A 20,848-nucleotide genomic window follows, 5' to 3' on the forward strand; every position below is an offset into this window, starting at 1 on the left:
TTTCTTTCTTCTGCTCCTGATATTTTTTAATGAATCAAAATATTTTTTAACCCTTTCTTAAAAGTTTTATGAGTAAAACAACAGCAACTACAAGGGGGAATCAGAGAATTAACTTCTCATCAGCGAAAGGAAAAATTATCACTCCTGACTTCCTGGACATCCAGTTAGAGTCTTTCAGAGATTTTTTCCAGCTTGATACCCTTCCAGAAGACAGAACAGACGAAGGTTTATACAGAACCTTCCAGGAAAACTTCCCAATTACCGATTCTAGAAATCAGTTTGTATTGGAATTCCTTGATTATCTGGTAGATTCTCCACGTTATTCAATTAACGAGTGTGTGGAAAGAGGATTGACGTATTCAGTTCCTCTTAAAGCAAGACTTAAATTGTATTGTACAGACCCTGAGCACGAGGATTTCCAAACAGTGGTTCAGGATGTGTATTTAGGCCCGGTTCCTTATATGACGCCTAGTGGATCTTTCATCATCAATGGTGCTGAGAGAGTTATTGTTACGCAGCTTCACCGTTCGCCTGGTGTATTCTTCGGACAAACTTACCACGCTAACGGAACTAAACTATACTATTCAAGAATTATCCCTTTCAAAGGATCTTGGATGGAATTTACAACCGATATCAACAGCGTAATGTACGCGTATATCGACCGTAAGAAAAAGTTACCATTAACTACCCTGTTAAGAGCTATCGGTTATGAATCTGATAAGGATATCCTTCAGATCTTCGACCTTGCTGAAGAAGTGAAAGTTTCTAAAGCTGCCCTTAAGAAAGTAGAAGGAAGAACATTGGCTGCGAGAGTATTGAACACTTGGTTCGAAGATTTCGTAGACGAAGATACAGGTGAAGTAGTTTCTATTGAAAGAAATGAAATCATCCTGGACAGAGAAACTATTCTTGAAAAAGAACATTTAGATCTTATTCTTGATGCTGGCGTGAAATCTATCCTGATTCACAAAGAAAACAGCAATGAATTCTCTATCATCCAGAATACATTACAGAAAGACCCTACGAACTCTGAAAAAGAAGCAGTAGAGTACATCTACCGTCAGTTAAGAAATGCAGATCCACCCGATGAGGAAACGGCAAGAGGAATCATTGAAAAACTATTCTTCTCTGAACAAAGATATTCACTTGGTGAAGTAGGACGTTACAGACTAAACAAAAAGTTAGGTCTAAACATCCCTACAACCACTGAGGTTCTTACAAAAGAAGATATCATTGCTATCGTAAGACACTTGATCGAATTGGTAAACTCTAAAGCAGAGGTTGATGATATTGACCACTTGTCTAACAGAAGAATCAAGACTGTTGGAGAGCAATTGGCAGGACAGTTCGGTGTAGGTCTTTCAAGAATTGCCAGAACAATCAAGGAAAGAATGAACGTTAGAGATAACGAGATATTTACTCCACTTGACCTGGTAAATGCTAAGACATTAACATCTGTAATTAACTCGTTCTTTGGTACCAACCAGCTTTCTCAGTTCATGGACCAAACCAACCCATTATCAGAAATCACGCACAAGCGTAGACTTTCTGCACTAGGGCCTGGTGGTTTATCTAGAGAAAGAGCAGGTTTCGAGGTTCGTGACGTTCACCATACCCACTACGGAAGAATTTGTCCGATTGAAACTCCGGAAGGACCAAACATCGGTTTGATTTCATCTCTGGGGATCTATGCTAAAATTAACAGCTTAGGTTTCATCGAAACTCCATACAGAAAAGTAGAAAACAGCACAGTAAACCTTAATGCTGATCCTATTTATCTGAATGCAGAAGATGAAGAAGATAAAGTAATTGCTCAGGCGAACGTTGAATTGACGGATGGCGGAGAATTCTTAACAGACAGAATTATTGCAAGACTGGATGGTGACTATCCGGTAGTGGAGCCTTCTCAGGTTAACCTTATCGACGTTGCACCAAACCAGATCTCTGGTATCTCAGCTTCATTGATTCCATTCCTGGAACATGATGATGCGAACCGTGCATTGATGGGATCCAACATGATGCGTCAGGCCGTTCCTCTATTGAAGCCACAAGCTCCAATCGTGGGTACAGGTCTGGAACAGCAGGTGGCTAAAGATTCAAGAATCTTGATCAATGCTGAAGGGAGAGGAACTGTTGAGTATGTAGATGCTGATCAGATTACCATTAAATATGAAAGAAGCGATGACGAAGATTTAGTACAATTCGAGTCCGCTACGAAAACATATAAATTAACCAAGTTCAGAAAAACCAACCAGAGTACAACCATTACCCTTAGACCAAACGTAAGAGTAGGTGAAACAGTGGAAAAAGGACAGGTACTTTGTGATGGTTATGCTACCGAAAACGGAGAATTAGCGCTTGGTAGAAACTTAGTAGTAGCCTTCATGCCTTGGAAAGGATACAACTTTGAGGATGCAATCGTAATCAACGAAAAAGTGGTACGTGAAGACTGGTTTACTTCAATCCACGTAGACGAGTACTCTCTTGAAGTTCGTGATACCAAATTAGGTATGGAAGAACTGACAGCGGATATTCCAAACGTTTCTGAAGAAGCGACTAAAGATCTTGACGAGAACGGGATGATCAGAATTGGTGCTGAAGTGAAGCCTGGAGATATTATGATCGGTAAGATCACTCCAAAAGGTGAATCTGACCCAACTCCTGAAGAAAAACTTCTTAGAGCAATCTTTGGTGACAAAGCCGGTGATGTTAAGGATGCTTCATTAAAAGCAGACTCTTCATTAAGAGGTGTTGTGATCAACAAAAAATTGTTCTCCAGAAATATTAAAGACAAAAAGAAGAGAACTGAAGAAAAACTTAAACTTGAAGAAATTGAAAACACTTACAAGGCTAAGTTTGATGAGTTAAGAAACACTTTAATTGAAAAATTAAATACACTGGTGGGTGGTAAAACTTCTCAGGGAGTTACCAACGACCTTGATGAGGAAATCATTGGTAAAGGTGTGAAATTCACTCATAAATTATTAACTTCAGTTGAAGATTACGTTAACGTAAGCGGTGCAGACTGGACAGTAGATAACGATAAGAATGAATTGGTTAAACAATTAATTCACAACTATAAAATCAAGTTCAATGATATTCAGGGAGTTAAAAACCGTGAGAAATTCGCAATTTCTATCGGAGATGAGCTTCCGGCTGGTATCATGAAGTTGGCTAAAGTATATATCGCTAAGAAACGTAAGTTGAATGTAGGAGATAAAATGGCAGGACGTCACGGTAACAAAGGTATCGTTTCAAGAATCGTTCGTGAAGAAGATATGCCATTCCTTGAAGACGGAACACCGGTAGATATCGTATTGAATCCACTAGGGGTACCTTCTCGTATGAACATCGGTCAGATTTATGAAACAGTTCTTGGATGGGCTGGTCAGAAATTAGGAATGACGTTCGCTACACCAATTTTTGATGGGGCAACTCTTGATCAGATTACCGAGTATACAGAGAAAGCAGGTCTTCCTAAATTCGGTAACACTCACCTTTATGATGGGGGTACCGGAGAAAGATTTACTCAGCCGGCTACTGTAGGTATTATCTACATGCTGAAACTGGGACACATGGTTGATGACAAGATGCACGCACGTTCTATCGGTCCTTACTCATTGATTACTCAGCAGCCGTTAGGAGGTAAAGCTCAGTTCGGTGGTCAGAGATTCGGAGAGATGGAGGTTTGGGCTCTTGAAGCATTTGGAGCTTCTAACATCTTGAGAGAAATCTTAACGGTGAAGTCTGATGACGTGATTGGTAGAGCAAAAACTTATGAAGCCATTGCAAAAGGTGAATCGATGCCTGAACCAGGTATTCCGGAATCATTCAATGTATTACTTCACGAGTTACAAGGACTTGGACTTGATGTAAGATTGGAGGAGTAATTAAAAGATTTAATTAGTAAAAAATTAAAGCATTAATTAACTCTGAGATGATAAGAGCGAAAGTATTTTAAATCTTTCAATCTTTTAATCTTTTAATCAAAAATTAAATTATGTCAAATAAAAATAAATCAAGTAGATTTAATAAAATAACCATCGGTTTAGCTTCACCGGAATCGATTCTTCAGGAATCAAGAGGGGAAGTTTTAAAGCCGGAAACCATTAACTACAGAACGCACAAACCTGAAAGAGACGGGTTGTTCTGTGAAAAGATCTTTGGTCCTGTAAAGGATTACGAATGTGCTTGTGGTAAATACAAGAGAATTCGTTACAAAGGGATCGTTTGTGACCGTTGTGGGGTAGAAGTTACAGAGAAAAAAGTAAGAAGAGAGAGAATCGGACACATCAACCTTGTTGTGCCTATCGCTCACATCTGGTATTTCCGTTCTTTACCAAACAAAATCGGTTACCTTTTAGGAATTCCTTCTAAGAAATTAGACATGATCATCTACTACGAAAGATATGTAGTGATTCAGCAAGGTATTGCTAAAAAATTAGACGGTTCTGATTTCGATAACATGGAGTTCCTTACAGAAGAAGAGTACCTTGACATCATGGACACTCTTCCTGTGGAAAACCAGTATCTTGATGATTCTGATCCCAACAAATTCATCGCCAGAATGGGTGCTGAAGCGGTTGAAGATCTTCTGAAAAGAATCAATCTTGATGCATTGTCTTTCGACTTGAGACACAAAGCTCACAACGAAGGTTCTAAGCAAAGAAGAACTGAAGCTCTTAAAAGATTGAACGTTGTAGAAGCATTAAGAGGTGCTAATACAAGAATGATCAACAGACCGGAGTGGATGATTATGCGTGTACTTCCTGTGATACCACCAGAACTAAGACCATTGGTTCCATTGGATGGAGGACGTTTCGCGACTTCTGACTTAAATGACCTTTACAGAAGAGTTATTATCAGAAACAACCGTCTGAAAAGACTATTGGAGATCAAAGCTCCGGAAGTAATCTTGAGAAACGAGAAGCGTATGCTTCAGGAATCAGTAGATTCATTATTCGATAATACAAGAAAATCTTCTGCTGTAAAATCTGAATCAAACAGACCATTGAAATCACTTTCTGATTCATTGAAAGGTAAACAAGGTCGTTTCCGTCAGAACTTACTAGGGAAAAGGGTTGACTACTCTGCGCGTTCTGTAATTGTTGTAGGTCCAAACTTACAGCTTCACGAATGTGGTATTCCTAAAGATATGGCAGCAGAACTTTACAAACCGTTTATCATCAGAAAACTGATTGAAAGAGGAATTGTAAAAACTGTGAAATCTGCAAAGAGAATCATCGACAGAAAAGAGCCTGTAGTATATGATATCCTTGAAAACGTGATGAAAGGTCACCCTGTTCTACTGAACAGAGCACCTACCCTTCACAGACTGGGTATTCAGGCATTCCAGCCTAAGATGATCGAAGGGAAAGCAATTCAGCTTCACCCGTTGGTAACAACAGCATTCAACGCCGATTTCGATGGTGACCAGATGGCGGTACACTTACCATTAGGTCCTGAAGCGATCCTTGAAGCTCAGTTATTGATGCTTGGTTCTCAAAACATCTTGAACCCGGCAAACGGTTCTCCAATTACGGTACCTTCTCAGGACATGGTTCTTGGTCTTTATTTCATGACCAAAGAATTGAGCTCTACAGAAGATATGAAAGTGAAAGGGGAAGGCCTTGCATTCTATTCTCCTGAAGAAGCGGAAATCGCTTATGCAGAAGGAAGAGTTTCTCTGAATGCTAAAGTAAGATGTAGACTACCTGTTAAAGAAGATGGTGAAATCAAAACAAAATTGATCGAAACTTCTTTAGGTAGAATTCTATTCAACCAAATTGTACCAAAACAATCAGGATACGTTAATGAACTATTGACGAAGAAATCACTGAGAAACATTATTGGTAGAGTTTTAGCTGATACGGATTTCCCTACAACAGTGAAGTTCCTGGATGCAATGAAAGACTTAGGGTATTCAAACGCATTCAAAGGAGGTCTTTCATTCTCACTAGGTGACATCGTAGTTCCTGTTGAGAAGAAGAAAATGATTGCCCAGTCAATTGAAACAGTAGACGAAATTAGAGCCAACTATAACATGGGTCTGATTACCGATACAGAACGTTATAACCAGGTAATCGACGTTTGGACCAACACCAACGCCGGATTAACTGAAATGATCATGGGTAGAATGAAAACCGATCAAGGTGGATTCAACTCTGTATATATGATGCTTGATTCTGGTGCGAGGGGTTCTAAAGAACAGATCCGTCAGTTATCAGGGATGAGAGGTTTGATGGCAAAACCGCAGAAAGCTGGTTCTACCGGTGCGGAAATTATCGAAAACCCGATTCTTGCGAACTTTAAGGAAGGTCTTTCGATCCTTGAGTACTTTATCTCTACTCACGGTGCCCGTAAAGGTCTTGCAGATACCGCTCTTAAAACAGCCGATGCTGGTTACCTTACCAGAAGACTGGTAGACGTTGCTCAGGACGTTATCGTTACTGAAGACGACTGTGGTACCCTAAGAGGTACTGAAGTAACTGCCCTTAAGAAAAATGACGAGATCGTTGAAAAGATCTCTGAAAGAATCTTAGGTAGAGTTTCTCTTCATAACATCTATGATCCTGAATCAGACGAGTTAATCGCTGAAGCAGATCAGGTAATTAATGAAGTACTAGCCAAGAGAATCGAAGCGGCAGGATTAGAGTTTGTTGAGGTTCGTTCTCCACTTACTTGTGAAACTAAAAAAGGAATCTGTGCTAAATGTTATGGTAGAAACCTGGCAACCGGTAAGATGATCCACATGGGTGAAGCAGTAGGGGTTATTGGAGCACAGTCAATTGGGGAACCAGGTACTCAGCTTACGTTGAGAACTTTCCACCAAGGGGGGGTATCCACGAACGTTTCAGAAAATCCATCTATTGTTGCAAGAAGAGACGGTATCGTAGAATTGGACGAAGTAAGAACCATTACTTCTGAAGATGAAAACGGTAATACTGCGGAAGTAGTAGTTTCACGTACAACAGAATTTAGATTGGTTACCGATAACGAACAGAGAACACCAATGATGATTGCCAACGTACCTTACGGTTCTCAGTTGGTAGTGAAGTCTGGTGATAAAGTGAAGAAAGGTGATCTGATTGCAAAATGGGATCCGTACAACGCGGTAATTATTGCTGAAACTGCTGGTAAAGTAGAATACGAGGATATCATCCAGGGTATTTCATTCCAGCTTGAAATAGATGAACAAACAGGATTTGAAGAGAAAGTAATCTCTGAATCCAGAAATAAGAAAGCCGTACCTACCTTGAAGGTGGTAGATTCTAAAGGAGTTGAACAGAAAGGGTACAACTTACCGGTAGGAGCCCACTTAATGGTAAACGATGGTGAAAAAATTAAGGCTGGTAAAGTCTTGATCAAGATCCCAAGAAAATCTGCAAAAGCAGGGGATATCACCGGAGGTCTTCCGAGAGTTACCGAATTATTCGAAGCGAGAAACCCTTCAAACCCAGCGGTTGTTACTGAAATCGACGGGGTAGTTTCTTACGGAAAAATCAAGAGAGGTAACCGTGAACTTATTGTTGAGGCTAAAACTGGTGAAAGAAAGATTTATCTGGTAAAACTTTCCAACCAGATTCTTGTTCAGGAGAATGACTTCGTAAGAGCAGGTTCTCCACTTTCTGACGGTTCTATTACACCGGACGATATCTTAAGAATTAAAGGTCCAACTGCAGTTCAGGAATATCTTGTTAATGAAATTCAGGAAGTTTACCGTCTTCAGGGGGTAAAAATCGACGATAAGCACTTCGAAATCATCGTAAGACAGATGATGACAAAAGTATCTATCGTAGATGGAGGTGATACTCAGTTCCTTGAAGGAGCATTAGAGCATAAATTCGACTTCCTGGAAGAAAACAACAGAGTATTCGGACTTAAAGTTGTTACTGACGCTGGTGATTCTAAAGAATTCAAGCCAGGTCAGATGATTACGGCAAGAGAATTAAGAGACGAAAACTCTAAATTGAAGCGTGAAGATCAGGCTTTAGTTGAAGTAAGAGAAGCTTTACCTGCTACAGCAACGCCTGTACTTCAGGGGATTACAAGAGCAGCTCTTCAGACTAAATCATTCATGTCTGCAGCATCATTCCAGGAAACAACCAAAGTTCTGAATGAAGCAGCAGTAGCTGGTAAAGTAGACTTCTTAAGTGGTCTTAAAGAAAATGTAATTGTAGGACACAGAATCCCTGCAGGTACAGGTCTTAAAGAGTATCAGAATGTAATTGTAGGTTCTAAGAAAGAATTCGAAGACCTTAACTAAAATTAATGATTTGAAATTTGAGGTTTGGATTTATTTTTATATTTTCACCATCTCAAATTTCGAATTTTAAAAACATATTTTATAACAATGGACAACAATCAAAATCCACAAGACGGAAACATCAACATCGAATTGAACGAAATGGTAGCTGCTGGGGTATATGCTAACTTAGCATTGGTAAACCACTCTCCATCTGAGTTCGTAGTAGATTTCATCCAGTTAATGCCGGGTGTTCAACAAGCTAAAGTAAGATCAAGAATCATTCTTGCTCCACTTCACGCTAAAAGAGTATTATCTGCTCTTCAACAGAACATTGCTAACTATGAGCAGCAGTTCGGAGAAATCAAAGAAGTTGAGCCTTTCGTATTAGGAGGAAACAACGTACAAGCATAAGATTTTTCTTACAATACATAAGAATGCCCCGGTTTTGCCGGGGCATTTTTTATTTCATCCCCAATTTTAACTTATCTATTCTATCATTCCAAAAAGATGAAAGGGAAAATGAATCATCATCGCAAAAATATATATCATCTTGTTTTATTGAATATTTTAAAGATAAAATATTAATTTATATTTAAAATATTCTGATGAATGAATCAATTGTTGATTTTTTAACAGTGATAATGAAAGAATATTATTTTTATAACATTTGAATACTTCAATTTTATATATTTGTTTTGAAAATGATATGGCAGATATGATTAATAATCAATTTATTCTTGAGAAATTCAGTTTCTTGGGTGAGGACTTCTTAAATGAGATGCACGCAAATGCAGTTATCACTGATATAAAAGCAAAAACAGAAATTATCAGGGAAGGACAGAAAAATAAGTATGTTCCTTTTTTGATCAAAGGTTCAATCAAGGTGTTTACCCTTAATGATGGAAGAGAATTGATCTATTATTATATAAAGCCTAATGACAGCTGTCTGATGACTTTCTCCTCTATTTTTACAGATTATACAAGCAGAGTATATGCTGTTGCCGAAGAAGAGTCTGAAGTGATCCTGATTCCTGTTTCCGTTATCCATGAATGGCTGATCCGATTTCCGGAAATCAACAAAGTATTTTATCATGAATATGACAAACGCTTTTCAGATGTCATGAATATGGTCAATGATGCCGTCTTCCACAGACTTGATAAAAGAGTTCTGAACTACATCAAACAACAGATTTCAGCGACAGGAAACAATCCACTGAAGATTACACACCGCGAGATCGCCAGTAATTTGGGGACTTCAAGAGAAGTCGTAAGCAGAGTTTTGAAGAAAATAGAAAATGAAGGTGAAATTTTGCAGACCAAAGAAGGGATTAAAATCCCTGTAAATGAAAATGTTAGATCAGTCTAATATGTGATGTTTTAATGATTTTATCTTTATTATTGATAAAAACAATTTATTCGGTGACTTTTATCACATACTTTTGACTTCATAACTCGATAAGTTTGTCATATCATAATTTAATTCAAATTGTATATGACAAAAGCTCTCTTATTTTTGTCGGTATTGGCTTCAGGTCTTGTCTCAGCACAGGAAGACCTGCTCAAAGATATTGACACACTCAAAACAACGACAGAAATTTCTCAGCCGGCCTTTAAAGCGCTGCAAATTGTCACCGGACAGTCCACAAAGCTTTCTGCTAAAAATGAATGGTATATTGTGGTAGCTCACCGTTTCGGAGATATAAGCACCGGATTCAAAAACTTTTTCGGTCTTGATGACGCTTCCACCAAACTGGGAGTCATCTATGGCCTTACAGATGCCGTATCAGTGAGCCTTTCCCGGGAAACAAATATGAAAACATTCGAGGGCGCGGTCAAGTATAAACTGATAAAGCAAACTGAAAATTTTCCGGCAGACATTGTGGGCTACAATGTCATGGCATTAAATACAGATCTTGACAAGGACAATTATCCTTATCTTAAATTCGGTGACCGGCTGGCCTATCTTACCCAGGCTTTAATTTCAAGAAGATTCAATGATAAGTTTTCGTTACAGCTGAGTCCTTCTTTCATCCATAAAAATTTGTATGATCCGGCGCTTGAAGATAAAAATCAATTTCTGGCCGGATTAGGCGGCCGCTATAAAATTTCCAAAAGAATTTCTATCAACGCAGAATATTTTGTGAATTTTGATAATCACAGTTTCTATAAAAATCCTTTGTCCTTAGGGATGGATATAGAAACCGGGGGACATGTGTTTCAGCTTTTATTCTCCAATTCCCAGATCAATTCAGATATCGGCTATCTCTCCAATGCAGTAGGGAAGTGGGGAAAAGGACAGATATTCTTTGGGTTTAACCTTTACAGAGTTTTTTAAAATGAAGAAGATACTATACATATTGTCATCAGCTGCGCTATTTACCGCTTGTGACAGCAGGACCTATGATGAAATTTCTGATAATACTCCCATTACAGCGCCTGTAAGATACAATGCTGAGGTGAAAGCTATTGTGGATAACAGTTGCATCAACTGTCATTCTGCCGGAAGTTTTAAGCCCTTAGCTACCTACACAGATGTGAAGAATAATATAGACGGAATTATCGACAGAATCCAGAGGCCCAATGGAGATCCGGGCAAAATGCCACAGGGCGGTTCCTTATCTCAAACCCAAATCAATACCTTCATCAAGTGGAAAGCCGATGGGCTTACTGAAAATTAAAAAATATTGGATATGAAAAGATTAATAGTAATGAGCGCTGTGCTGTTTTTTATAGGCGTAGTGTCAGCGCAGAAATACAGCTCAAAAACAGGAAGTGTAACCTTCGAGGCATCTCTGCCGCTATTCGAAGATGTGTATGCAAAGGATGATAACAATATTGTTGTTCTGAATGCGGACAACGGAGAAATAGCATCCGTTTCGGCGGTGAAAAACTTTCATTTTAAAACCAAATTAATGGAAGAACATTTCAATGAAAGCTATGCTGAAACAGCAAAATACCCTAAGACTACCTTTAAAGGAAAAATCGTCAATTTTGATAAAACAAAACTTACCGCTTCCCCACAGAAATATAATGTTCAGGGAACTCTGAATTTTCATGGAGTAGATAAAGCTGTGTCTTCTGCAGCAACTATTTATGCCAAGGATGGGAAGGTCTATATGCAGGGAGGATTTGTGGCGAGACCTGCAGATCACAATGTAACGATCCCCAAAATGGTAAGCAAAAAGGTGGCTGAAAATGTCAATGTGCAGTACAACTATGTAATGGCAAAACCATGAGAAACATCATTATTATCATAAGTATTTTCCTTGGTTTTTCTGCTATCTCAGCTCAGGAAAAAGTAAAATCAATATTTGAAATTGCCAGAACAGGAACAGTAGATGAAGTGAAAAATCTTATGAAACAGGATCCGGATATTATCAATAGAACCAATGAAAGCGGTTTTTCGCCTCTTATCCTCGCATGCTACAGAGGAAATACTGAAGTCGCTAAATTTTTGATAGATCATGTGAAAGACATTAATTATAAAAGCCAGGAAGGAACCGCTCTGGCAGGACTTTCTGTAAAATATAATAAGGATCTGACTGCTTATTTATTAAGTAAAAATGCCGATCCTAATATTGCGGATGCTACCGGATCTACGCCTCTCTTCTGGGCGGTAAAGTTCGGAAACAAAGAGCTCATAGAATTGCTGCTTAAATACAAAGCAGATCAATCCAAAAAAGATTCAATGGGAATGACGCCTTTTGAATATGCATTACAAACCAATAACAAAGAAATCATCAACCTCTTAAAAAATTAAAATGAAAAAAGTTTTACTAGTACTTAGTGTAGCCCTTGCCAATCTCGTATGGGCACAGTTTTCGACGGGAACGGTCAGTTTATCGGCCGGTATGACTATAAAGATGAATACCAATCCTACTACAGTCACCATGACGCTTACCGGACCGGATACATCCTATTTGGGAATAGGTTTTGGAGGTAACGGAATAAGCGGAGGAATGGTAACAGGAGTCGACGGATTTATTTATAATTCAAACTCGACATCCAATACCAATATTGATTATACGTTTGCAGGAATTGGACAAACGCCTAATGCAGATGCTTCACAGGATTGGACGATTACCTCAAATACGACGAGTGGAGGAATCCGAACCCTTGTGGCCACAAGATCCCTTGCAGGAGGAACCGGAGATACTGTTTTTACAAATAATACCAACTCTATCAATATTTTCTTTGCTAAAGGATCCTCTACAGCTTTGGCTTATCATGGGGGAGGAACCTCCAATAGAGGATATGCCGTTTTAACAAGAGCAGTACTGGGTACAAGCGAGGCTGTTGCTGAAAGTAAGAAAGTAATTCTATATCCCAATCCGGCTACAGACAGGGTACAATTTAAAAATGCAGATAAAATCAAATCTGTAGATGTTTATGAATCGACGGGAAGAAAAGTTAAATCTGTGGAACTCACTGGAGACGCGATCCTTGTTTCCGATTTGAAACCGGGAAGCTACTATCTTGAGATTACTTTAAAAGATGGCAGTTTGACGTATGAAAAACTGATTAAAGAATAATAAACAATCTGAAACGAAAAATCTCTTACACCGTAAGAGATTTTTTTGTAATAAATTGAGAAATAACTTTATTTTTTCAGAAGATCAACTATTTCTTCAACGCTATGCAAATAATTTCTTCCATTTCGCAATCGTATTTCTGCTGATTCTGAATTGGTTGGCCACCTGTTGATTGTTAAGCTTATTTATTTTCTGATATTCCATTATTTTTTTGATACTTACCTCATCATAAGATCTTAATTTCTGATTAAAAGCCATAATATCCTTTTCCTGATGATTAAAGATCAAATTATTAAAGGAAATAAGTTCAAGAGAATTTTTGATTTCTTTGTCAAGCATAGGAATGAGTTCTTTTTTTCTGTCAGGAAATTTTCTGTTGATAAGATCAAGATAAATTCTATTATAATCAGGAGGATTCATTTCTTTTTTTTACATTACTATATTTAATTGGTATCAGTATGTTTTGCAATCCACTTATATAAAGTAGTCTTTGGTATCCTGTATTCGGTAATGATTTCCTGTCGTGTCTTTTGTCCCGTATTGATAAGTTCCAACATGAAATCTATAATTTCTTTGGTATAGATATGTTTTCTAAAGGCTGGTAAATGATGACTTGTTTTTTTGTCAGAAGCCGTTGCATCCTTTTTTGTAGGAGATGAATACAAAATAAGGTGTTGGGAGTACAATCTGAAAAAATCATATTCCAATAATTTACACCATCTTAATAATTGATGACTGTCTATACTTTCTGATTGGTACATAGATTCTATTTCCTCATCGGTAACATTTAAAAAATTACTAATTCTATCTAACGGTATTTGTAAATCCTCGACTCTTGCCTGAAGGTATTTTCCGATATGGATATGCTTGAAATTTTCTTTGTTATTCTGCTTCATAGAGATTATATTAATTAATAGTTAAGTGAAATTGTATTGATGATGCTACCCTGTAAAAATGAATGAAACTATAATTATTGAGGAAATCTGTTATTCTGAATTTCATCATAGCATTCAATATATTTTGGATTTTCAGTACCCATGATTCTGTCCCAAAACCTAAAATACAATCCATAATTTCCGTGGAACTTACTGTGGTGAAGATTATGATAGACGGAAGTATTCAGAATACCAAATAAAAATGAGGTTCTGAACCATTGAGGAGCAATTTCGTATCCCAGATGTCCGTAAACATTAATGATAAAGGAAAATAACAAAAATGTGTAAATAGCAAAAGGATGAAGCGGAATGATAAATAATAAGAGAGGGAGAATCAGGCCTTCACCCACCGCTTCAAGAATATGAAAGGAATACGATGCAAAAGGAGTAGGATTATTGGACTGGTGGTGGACAAGATGAATATGTCTGAATAATTTTTTATGATGCAGTAGGCGGTGCAACCAGTAAAAATAGGTGTCGTGAATGAACATTCCAATAGGGATACTTGCTATAAGCCAAAGAATAGAGTAATCTGAAATGGTGGTATATAGTAGAGTATGCCTGACAAGTGGGGTGTTGAGAATTAATACAATAATAAAGGTCATGATGACAGAAGATAGTAAAGAATAATAAATTTCTCTTTTGATATCTTTCTTTGAAATAATTCTTTCCTGTATTTTGGCGGAGGCCAGTGATTTTTTGTAGAGAATATAGCATATCACATAAAAGGTACCCGATATAAGGATATACTTAAGCATATCCATCATACTAAAACTGAAAAGATTTTCTAGTAAGGCCATAATTTGTGTTCTTCGTTATAAAAATTGTGATCTCTAATTCATATATGAGTTGATTATTAGTTTTTTAATGAAAGGTAAATACCCTTCCGAATCTTTTTGTGTCTATGAAAATTGCTTAAATTGTATAAGAGACAGAAGGGTATTTTATATAGGAATTTATGTTTTGCTTCAAATTAAAGAAGCCAGACATCATAAACTGGCTTCAGTATTAATTTTTGATTAGAAGACGATTCATGATGTTTAAAAGCGATATTCAGTCTTCCATTCTATTTTATTTTACAAACCATTGTACATAGCGACCTTCACCACCATTAAATGAGTGAGGTGTTCTATAGATAACATTCAAACCTCCATTACATTCTACGACACCCTGATAATCATCCCCTATACCTGTAGTTCCATTAAGAGTGGGTCTGCATTTACCGATATGATGGTTAAATGTACTGTCAGAATAAGGTCCCCAAATATCATCTAAGCCAACTAAATTACTTGATGTAGTGCTTCCGTTTGTATTGGTATACGTGAAAGCATAATTTGGAGGATTGCTTTGATGACTAATCACTTTCGCGTTACCAATGTTATAGGTCTCTGCATAGTTCCAGGATTGTCCGTCAAAAGTCACATAGTTTCCGCTGGTTAGTCCGGTAGTATTATAATTTTTACCAAATAGTTTTGATGTTATTTTTACCTGTGTTGAAGTCCATACATTACCTATAAAATCATTGCTTCCAGCTGTAGATAAATCAAATACAGCGTAGTTGTTTTTTGCCCACGCATCACCATTAGTATTCAGATTGACTGCATCTTCTACAATACGTACTCTGTATAGGTTACCTGTAGTATTACTTCTTACCTGTTGTCTCACTACAAGGGGCAGTAAAAAGTTTCTGTAGGTAACAATACCGCTGGCACCTACTGCTGCTGTATAATTTTTGTTACCATTCCAGTTTAAATTCTGGTTATTTCTCAAGTCATTATCGTTGTCTGTCAATAAAGCCTTTTCAGAGTAGGATTGTATTAAGGTATAGCCACCGTTGGTCATGTCACAATAAGTTTTTACGACATCACTTCCGGATCCTTTAATGAAATATTCGCCGTCAGTTCTCTTCCCATCATTATATATTTCAAGGCATCTATTGGCAGGATTGGCAAAAGTACCTAGATTGGTTTCAAAAGTTACAGAAAATGTACATGTCTGAGGATTAGCTCCATTGGTAGTAAATGTATACGTATAAGTACCAGCGCTTGTTGGGGTTCCTACACCATGCAGGGTAATATTGGTGCTGCTTGGATTTATAGATTCTGTAGTCGTAAAATTGACACCGTTGTTGGTAGAAGAATTAATACTTACCGTACCTGAAGTGTCTACATTAGAAAGAGTAATAGTAACCGTATTATCATCATATACCAATTGCACGCCTTTATTATAAGTACCATTGACTACAGCGCCGTTGCAATTAATACCATAACTTACCTGCGAGCCTAAAACGCTTACTGTTTTAGTGGTACATGCAGTATCGGTTAATCCATCATATACAAACGAAAGGGTATTGGTTTGAGGACCTGTACTTGGTGCACCGGAACCATCTAAAGTAATGGTAAAAGTACCTGTGTTGGGAAAGACCCCGGACTTCTCGAAATAATATCCGTTAGTGGTTTTTGCAACAATATTATAAGTCCCTGCCTTTGCCACTGTAATAGGCATCGTTATATAATTGCTTGTGTTCAAAGATGTTCCCTGTGTGTAGGTACCGAACACCTTAATGTTTGTACAGTCTGTTGTGTATACCGCTTTCTGATAGGTACCACATAAACTTAACCATGCTGTATTCGTTGACTGGTAATAGTTGTAACATTTTTCATCGGTGTTGTATATCGTTAGACCATCCTCTGTGGATGCTGCACCAATAGCATCTCTCTCTACAGTGGTCAAACGGGGAATTAGTACTCCCGTATTATTGTTTTTGGAAATAACATCCAGTGCAGATTTAGGATTAGGTGAGGTGGTATTAATACCAACTTGACTGAAAATTCTTGCAGAAAAGCATAGCAGCAAGAACAGATAGAATGTTTTATTTTTCATCTTAATAGGGTTTATTTATTTTATTGAGAGCAACTTTACCCTCTTCTTTTCTTGTTTTTTATATATTGAATTTTTTTTTGGGGGGAGGTCTGATACTGAAAGCCTTATTTTTGCCGTTCTCAATGAGAATATGATTATAGATGGAAGGCAGTAGTTTTACTAAAAAGTATAATTGGGAAACTACAGTCTTACGAATTGTAAAATAAGGTGAGTGATGTTTTGGTAATGATATATAATGATATTTTTCATGGGCACTAACTCGTATTTTTTTATCAGACCCATGAGTAGTAATTATATGATCATAATAGTTTATATTTTTAGTTTGTGTTTTTTCTTTAGTCTTGGTGGCAATTGTTTTCTTTTGCGCTGAAAATTTAGAATTTGATTTGATGATTTTCTTTATTATAACGGGAAATGTTGCATGGTAAATAAGTTTTCTTGCATAAACGCTGGTTTCTTCGTAAATAAAAATTTTTATTGATTCTGTTTTTTTTTGTCTATTCTTATGATGCCTTGAATCATTCTTCTCCCGGGCATTACCAAAAAGAAATATCAGCAATGCCATGCTGATTAATATTTCTCTAAAGCTACCTGGTATATTCAATGTTTGAGGGATTAGTGAATTACTTGTTTTTTCGTTCTACAAAATTACATACCTTAGCAAATCAAAATCATTGTACATGAGTTGATTTTCAATATAAACTTAAAGTGTTTATATTTTTGTTAACCAAATATTTATGTCAGTGATAATTGAAAAATAATTACTTGATAGATTAAAAAATGAGGGATCTCTTTCTGAATGAAATCGAAAATCTAAAAAAAAAATTTATTCATCTGTACATCATGATTATGTGCAGTATACTTGTATTATATATTGTTATTTTTCAATTTTTCATTTATAATCCTACCATAGTTATCTATCTTACTGCAGGATTATTTCTTCTTTCTTATACTTATATTCTGATCAGAGGAAAATACAAAGCAGATCACATAATTCATGGATATATGATTATGGCTCCATTGTATAATTTTTATATTATGCTTACTTTTTGGAGTAATTCTATTGGTAATGTGGTTTCTTTGTTTCCGCTTCCTTTAGTTGCCTATATTTTTTTTCAAAAAAGGGAGACTATTCTTTATTCCATTTATTTAATTCTCAATATTCTTGTTTGCTTTTTAGTGTATGAATATTTTGATCTTCAATTTCCAAGATACTCCCGGACGGAAGTGGTTGCCTCCGATGTATTTCTTTTTGGTTTTAATCTTCTTGTCATCATATTGTTACTGATCTACAGCAATAAAATAAATAAGCTCAAGGTTCTGATTGATATTGAAGATGAAAAATTGATTAATGCCAACGAGGAAGATGTCAAAATACCTGTTCTGCAAAAAATAGTTGAAACCCCTATGATTAATGACGAGGCTGCGGAAAAATTGTTTGAACAGCTGGAAGTGATGATGAGGAATGATAAACTATTTAAAAAGGCCAATCTGAATATATCCATGTTAAGCACCTCTTTGGATATCAACTATAATTATCTTTCCAAAATAATCCGTTCTAAAGGGTACCTGAATTTTAGCAATTACCTAAATGTACACAGGATTAACTATGTGAAAAAGCTTATTGATGAAAGCAATCTGCAGAAAGTAACCTTAATGTATATTTACACTGAAGCCGGATTTTCCAATCAGGCTACTTTCAACAGGGTGTTTAAGCAGATAGAAGGCATTACTCCCAGCGAATATATTAACACATCAGACCAGATAGGGAAAGGAACGAAGGGCTAATAATAAACAAAATGTAGAGTTTGGTTTATAAAAATTCTAAACTCGTTTTAATAATTTTTTAACCCACTAAACTTTCATCTGAGGTTTTGAGAGCCTAACTTTGCTAAAAATTTTTATAATGATGCGAGGACTACATTTTTTACTGCTTATTTTTTCTTTAACAATTTTTGCACAGAAATCACCGGTCGATACTGCTCAGGTTGTGGTTGCTAATCGTTATAACAGCGTTGATGCGCAGACAAAACCTTATGTAATCATGATCTCTACAGACGGCTTCCGTTATGATTATGCTAAAAAATACAATGCTGAAAATCTTTTAAAGCTCTCCGGAGAAGGTGTTCAGGCTAAAGCAATGATTCCCAGTTATCCAAGCATCACTTTTCCCAACCACTGGAGTTTGATTACCGGTCTTTATCCGTCACATCATGGATTGATTGATAATTTCTTCTACGATTACAAAAGAAAAGAATTCTATGCCATGAGCGATAGAAAGAATGCGGAAGACGGAAGCTGGTATGGCGGCGTTCCTCTTTGGGGATTAGCCGAAAAGCAGGGAATGATTTCAGCCTCCCTGATGTGGGTAGGTTCTGCAAGTGATGCCGGAGGAAAAAGACCGACTTACTATTACCCTTACCATGAGAAATTCACTCCTTCCGAAAAAGTCAATAAAGTCATTGACTGGCTGAAATTACCGATGGATAAAAGACCTCACTTTATTTCATTGTACTTTCCCGAAGTGGACGGAAGCGGACATCACTTCGGTCCGGAAGCCAGGGAAACGGAAGATGCCGTTCATTTAGTAGATAACGCTATTGGTGAACTGGTTCAGAAAGTCAATAGTTTAGGATTGAAAAACGTCAACTTTGTTTTTGTGTCTGATCACGGAATGATCAAAGTAGACGGAGGAGCTCCTTTAGACATACCTGCAATACTTTTTGATAAAGACCGGTTCGATTTTTATAATTCCCAGACCTTATTAAGAGTGGTTGTCAAGAATCCTGCAGAAGTAAAATCCGTTTATAAAGAACTTAAAGCCGGAAAAACAGATGATTATGAAGTTTATTTAGATAAAAGACTTCCTGGATATTTGCATTTCGGGACCAAAGATGATCAATACCAGAGAATAGGACAGATTCTTCTCATTCCAAAAGCTCCAAAAATATTTTTAGAAAAAGGAAAGAAAACATCCGTTGGAAAACACGGCTACAATGCCAGACTCGTACCCGAAATGAAAGCTACATTTTTTGCCTGGGGTCCGGAATTTAAAAATAATGTGGTAGTTGATGAATTTTCGAATGTCAATGTATATCCATTAGTTGCCGAAATATTAGGATTGAAAATAGAGCAGCCTATCGATGGAAAACTTAAAGTTTTAAAACAGACTTTAAAGGAGAAAAGATAAATTGAAGCTAAGATTGATATCAAAAAAACTTATAGAATCGTTTAAAATTAAAGTTTCGGCGCACCGCAGGTGCGCCGAAACTTTTTTATCACATTCAAAGTGAAAGTCAAAAAAAATCAAGAATTAAATTGAGCAGAAAAATACTTCGCAAAGTCCTCTAGTTTTACGGAACCATCAACTACAGATCCATGCTCTGCGAAATCCTTCTGAACAACCCCTGTTCTTATTCCTCGTCCCATTTCAGTATACAGCTCAGCCATTTCCTGTGGAAGACCTGCCTGCAACATTCCGTTGAGTGAATCTTCATCGGAAAACTCTACCCATGGTAATTCCGGCTTTCCTATCGCTGCTCCGAAAGTACCTGCAAAATCAGAAGCTTTGCGTACATCACTCACCATATATCGGATATTTTTACCAACAGGACTTTTTACCAATTCTTCAGCAGCGGCCTTGGCAATATCATTTGGATGAACCAGTGGAATGCTTACATTTTCAGAATAATTTCCTCCAATAATTCCGGCTCCCTTGATCAATGGAATATCGTTAAAGAAATTGAAATAAAAATATCCGGCTCTCAAAAGAGTTACAGAAGTGTTCTCCAGATCATTGTATAATTTTTCAATATGGTGAAGTCCTTTGATGGGACCGTTTTCTACAGGAGACTCTGCTCCGATACTGCTCAGCATCACCAGTCTTTTTACCTGATTTCTTTGAGCCGCTTCTGCGTAGTTTTTACCTGCATTAACCGTATTTTCAACAATATGAACTCCTCCCATATTAGGCGGTGTCATCGCAAAAACAGCATCAGCTCCCTCAAACGTTGCAGTTAAAAAATCCAGATCTGTGATAGATCCGATTGCTGCTTTAGCTCCGATGGATTCAATTTCACTAACCTTAGATCCGTTACTACTGATAACGGTAATATCGTGACCTTCTGCAACCAATTGTTGTGTTAAAGGTTTTGCTACATTTCCTAAAGATCCTGTGATGATAATTTTCATAATAATTATTTTTTTATTCTGATAACAAAGGTATATTTGTACTTACTTTTATACAAGTA

Annotated in this window: 17 protein-coding genes; 11 read left to right on the plus strand and 6 right to left on the minus strand. The window is 37.0% G+C overall.

The window, feature by feature from the left end; translation table 11 throughout:
• Nucleotides 1-68: 68 nt before the first annotated feature.
• From rpoB to EG346_RS09595, 9 genes are all read left to right on the plus strand, one after another.
• Entirely contained in the window at nt 69-3,890 is a 3,822-nt protein-coding gene (gene rpoB / locus EG346_RS09555; RefSeq protein ID WP_073329716.1) for a DNA-directed RNA polymerase subunit beta, read from the plus strand.
• A 110-nt stretch (nt 3,891-4,000) separates the two neighbouring features.
• A complete protein-coding gene (gene rpoC, locus EG346_RS09560; RefSeq protein ID WP_073329719.1) occupies nt 4,001-8,266 on the plus strand; it encodes a DNA-directed RNA polymerase subunit beta' in 4,266 nt (1,421 codons plus the stop codon).
• A gap of 87 nt (nt 8,267-8,353) precedes the next feature.
• Nucleotides 8,354-8,659, plus strand: a complete 306-nt coding sequence (locus tag EG346_RS09565; protein WP_034723398.1) for a DUF3467 domain-containing protein — start codon at nt 8,354-8,356, stop codon at nt 8,657-8,659.
• Nucleotides 8,660-8,954: 295 nt separating this feature from the next.
• The gene (locus EG346_RS09570; RefSeq protein ID WP_228423609.1) at nt 8,955-9,614 is read left to right on the plus strand and encodes a Crp/Fnr family transcriptional regulator; all 660 of its coding nucleotides are present in this window, start codon (nt 8,955-8,957) and stop codon (nt 9,612-9,614) included.
• 126 nt (nt 9,615-9,740) lie between these two features.
• Nucleotides 9,741-10,583, plus strand: a complete 843-nt coding sequence (locus EG346_RS09575; protein ID WP_123878235.1) for a DUF5777 family beta-barrel protein — start codon at nt 9,741-9,743, stop codon at nt 10,581-10,583.
• A gap of 1 nt (nt 10,584) precedes the next feature.
• Complete coding sequence (locus tag EG346_RS09580; protein WP_228425772.1) at nt 10,585-10,926, plus strand: c-type cytochrome; 342 nt, start codon at nt 10,585-10,587, stop codon at nt 10,924-10,926.
• 12 nt (nt 10,927-10,938) lie between these two features.
• Entirely contained in the window at nt 10,939-11,484 is a 546-nt protein-coding gene (locus EG346_RS09585) for a YceI family protein (protein WP_123878239.1), read from the plus strand.
• Complete coding sequence (locus EG346_RS09590) at nt 11,481-12,008, plus strand: ankyrin repeat domain-containing protein (protein ID WP_123878241.1); 528 nt, start codon at nt 11,481-11,483, stop codon at nt 12,006-12,008. The genes EG346_RS09585 and EG346_RS09590 overlap by 4 nt, the downstream gene beginning before the upstream one ends.
• A gap of 1 nt (nt 12,009) precedes the next feature.
• On the plus strand, nt 12,010-12,780 hold the full coding sequence (locus EG346_RS09595) for a T9SS type A sorting domain-containing protein (protein ID WP_123878243.1): 771 nt from the start codon (nt 12,010-12,012) through the stop codon (nt 12,778-12,780).
• Between the two features lie 102 nt (nt 12,781-12,882).
• On the opposite strand, the gene EG346_RS09600 is transcribed toward EG346_RS09595, so the two are convergent.
• The 5 genes from EG346_RS09600 to EG346_RS09620 form a co-directional block, all read right to left on the minus strand.
• Nucleotides 12,883-13,200, minus strand: coding sequence for a hypothetical protein (locus EG346_RS09600; RefSeq protein ID WP_073329734.1), 318 nt, complete (start codon nt 13,198-13,200; stop codon nt 12,883-12,885).
• 23 nt (nt 13,201-13,223) lie between these two features.
• Nucleotides 13,224-13,676, minus strand: a complete 453-nt coding sequence (locus EG346_RS09605; RefSeq protein ID WP_073329737.1) for a transposase — start codon at nt 13,674-13,676, stop codon at nt 13,224-13,226.
• 74 nt (nt 13,677-13,750) lie between these two features.
• Nucleotides 13,751-14,515: a sterol desaturase family protein gene (locus EG346_RS09610; RefSeq protein WP_073329740.1), complete on the minus strand. Its 765-nt coding sequence runs from the start codon at nt 14,513-14,515 to the stop codon at nt 13,751-13,753.
• A 271-nt stretch (nt 14,516-14,786) separates the two neighbouring features.
• Nucleotides 14,787-16,598: a phage tail-like protein gene (locus EG346_RS09615; RefSeq protein WP_123878245.1), complete on the minus strand. Its 1,812-nt coding sequence runs from the start codon at nt 16,596-16,598 to the stop codon at nt 14,787-14,789.
• 58 nt (nt 16,599-16,656) lie between these two features.
• Complete coding sequence (locus EG346_RS09620) at nt 16,657-17,202, minus strand: hypothetical protein (RefSeq protein ID WP_123878247.1); 546 nt, start codon at nt 17,200-17,202, stop codon at nt 16,657-16,659.
• A 245-nt stretch (nt 17,203-17,447) separates the two neighbouring features.
• Here EG346_RS09620 and EG346_RS09625 point away from each other — a divergent pair, with 245 nt between their 5' ends.
• Together EG346_RS09625 and EG346_RS09630 are read left to right on the plus strand one after the other, a co-directional pair.
• Nucleotides 17,448-18,386, plus strand: a complete 939-nt coding sequence (locus EG346_RS09625; protein WP_164466083.1) for a helix-turn-helix domain-containing protein — start codon at nt 17,448-17,450, stop codon at nt 18,384-18,386.
• A 118-nt stretch (nt 18,387-18,504) separates the two neighbouring features.
• Nucleotides 18,505-19,788 carry an alkaline phosphatase family protein gene (locus EG346_RS09630; protein ID WP_123878250.1) on the plus strand — a complete coding sequence of 428 codons (1,284 nt, stop codon included), beginning with the start codon at nt 18,505-18,507 and terminating at the stop codon, nt 19,786-19,788.
• 116 nt (nt 19,789-19,904) lie between these two features.
• Here EG346_RS09630 and EG346_RS09635 read toward each other — a convergent pair whose 3' ends face one another.
• Complete coding sequence (locus EG346_RS09635) at nt 19,905-20,789, minus strand: NAD(P)H-binding protein (RefSeq protein WP_123878252.1); 885 nt, start codon at nt 20,787-20,789, stop codon at nt 19,905-19,907.
• Nucleotides 20,790-20,848: the final 59 nt, after the last annotated feature.

Source organism: Chryseobacterium carnipullorum, assembly GCF_003815695.1.
GTDB lineage: Bacteria > Bacteroidota > Bacteroidia > Flavobacteriales > Weeksellaceae > Chryseobacterium > Chryseobacterium carnipullorum.

Coding starts and splice junctions, on each gene's coding strand:
- EG346_RS09575 (WP_123878235.1), top strand. CDS start 9,741: ATGACAAAAGCTCTCTTATTTTTGTCGGTATTGGCTTCAGGTCTTGTC.
- EG346_RS09610 (WP_073329740.1), bottom strand. CDS start 14,515: ATGGCCTTACTAGAAAATCTTTTCAGTTTTAGTATGATGGATATGCTT.
- EG346_RS09595 (WP_123878243.1), top strand. CDS start 12,010: ATGAAAAAAGTTTTACTAGTACTTAGTGTAGCCCTTGCCAATCTCGTA.
- EG346_RS09635 (WP_123878252.1), bottom strand. CDS start 20,789: ATGAAAATTATCATCACAGGATCTTTAGGAAATGTAGCAAAACCTTTA.
- EG346_RS09570 (WP_228423609.1), top strand. CDS start 8,955: ATGGCAGATATGATTAATAATCAATTTATTCTTGAGAAATTCAGTTTC.
- EG346_RS09615 (WP_123878245.1), bottom strand. CDS start 16,598: ATGAAAAATAAAACATTCTATCTGTTCTTGCTGCTATGCTTTTCTGCA.
- EG346_RS09625 (WP_164466083.1), top strand. CDS start 17,448: ATGTGCAGTATACTTGTATTATATATTGTTATTTTTCAATTTTTCATT.
- EG346_RS09600 (WP_073329734.1), bottom strand. CDS start 13,200: ATGAATCCTCCTGATTATAATAGAATTTATCTTGATCTTATCAACAGA.
- EG346_RS09585 (WP_123878239.1), top strand. CDS start 10,939: ATGAAAAGATTAATAGTAATGAGCGCTGTGCTGTTTTTTATAGGCGTA.
- EG346_RS09590 (WP_123878241.1), top strand. CDS start 11,481: ATGAGAAACATCATTATTATCATAAGTATTTTCCTTGGTTTTTCTGCT.
- EG346_RS09565 (WP_034723398.1), top strand. CDS start 8,354: ATGGACAACAATCAAAATCCACAAGACGGAAACATCAACATCGAATTG.
- EG346_RS09630 (WP_123878250.1), top strand. CDS start 18,505: ATGATGCGAGGACTACATTTTTTACTGCTTATTTTTTCTTTAACAATT.
- rpoC (WP_073329719.1), top strand. CDS start 4,001: ATGTCAAATAAAAATAAATCAAGTAGATTTAATAAAATAACCATCGGT.
- EG346_RS09580 (WP_228425772.1), top strand. CDS start 10,585: ATGAAGAAGATACTATACATATTGTCATCAGCTGCGCTATTTACCGCT.
- rpoB (WP_073329716.1), top strand. CDS start 69: ATGAGTAAAACAACAGCAACTACAAGGGGGAATCAGAGAATTAACTTC.
- EG346_RS09605 (WP_073329737.1), bottom strand. CDS start 13,676: ATGAAGCAGAATAACAAAGAAAATTTCAAGCATATCCATATCGGAAAA.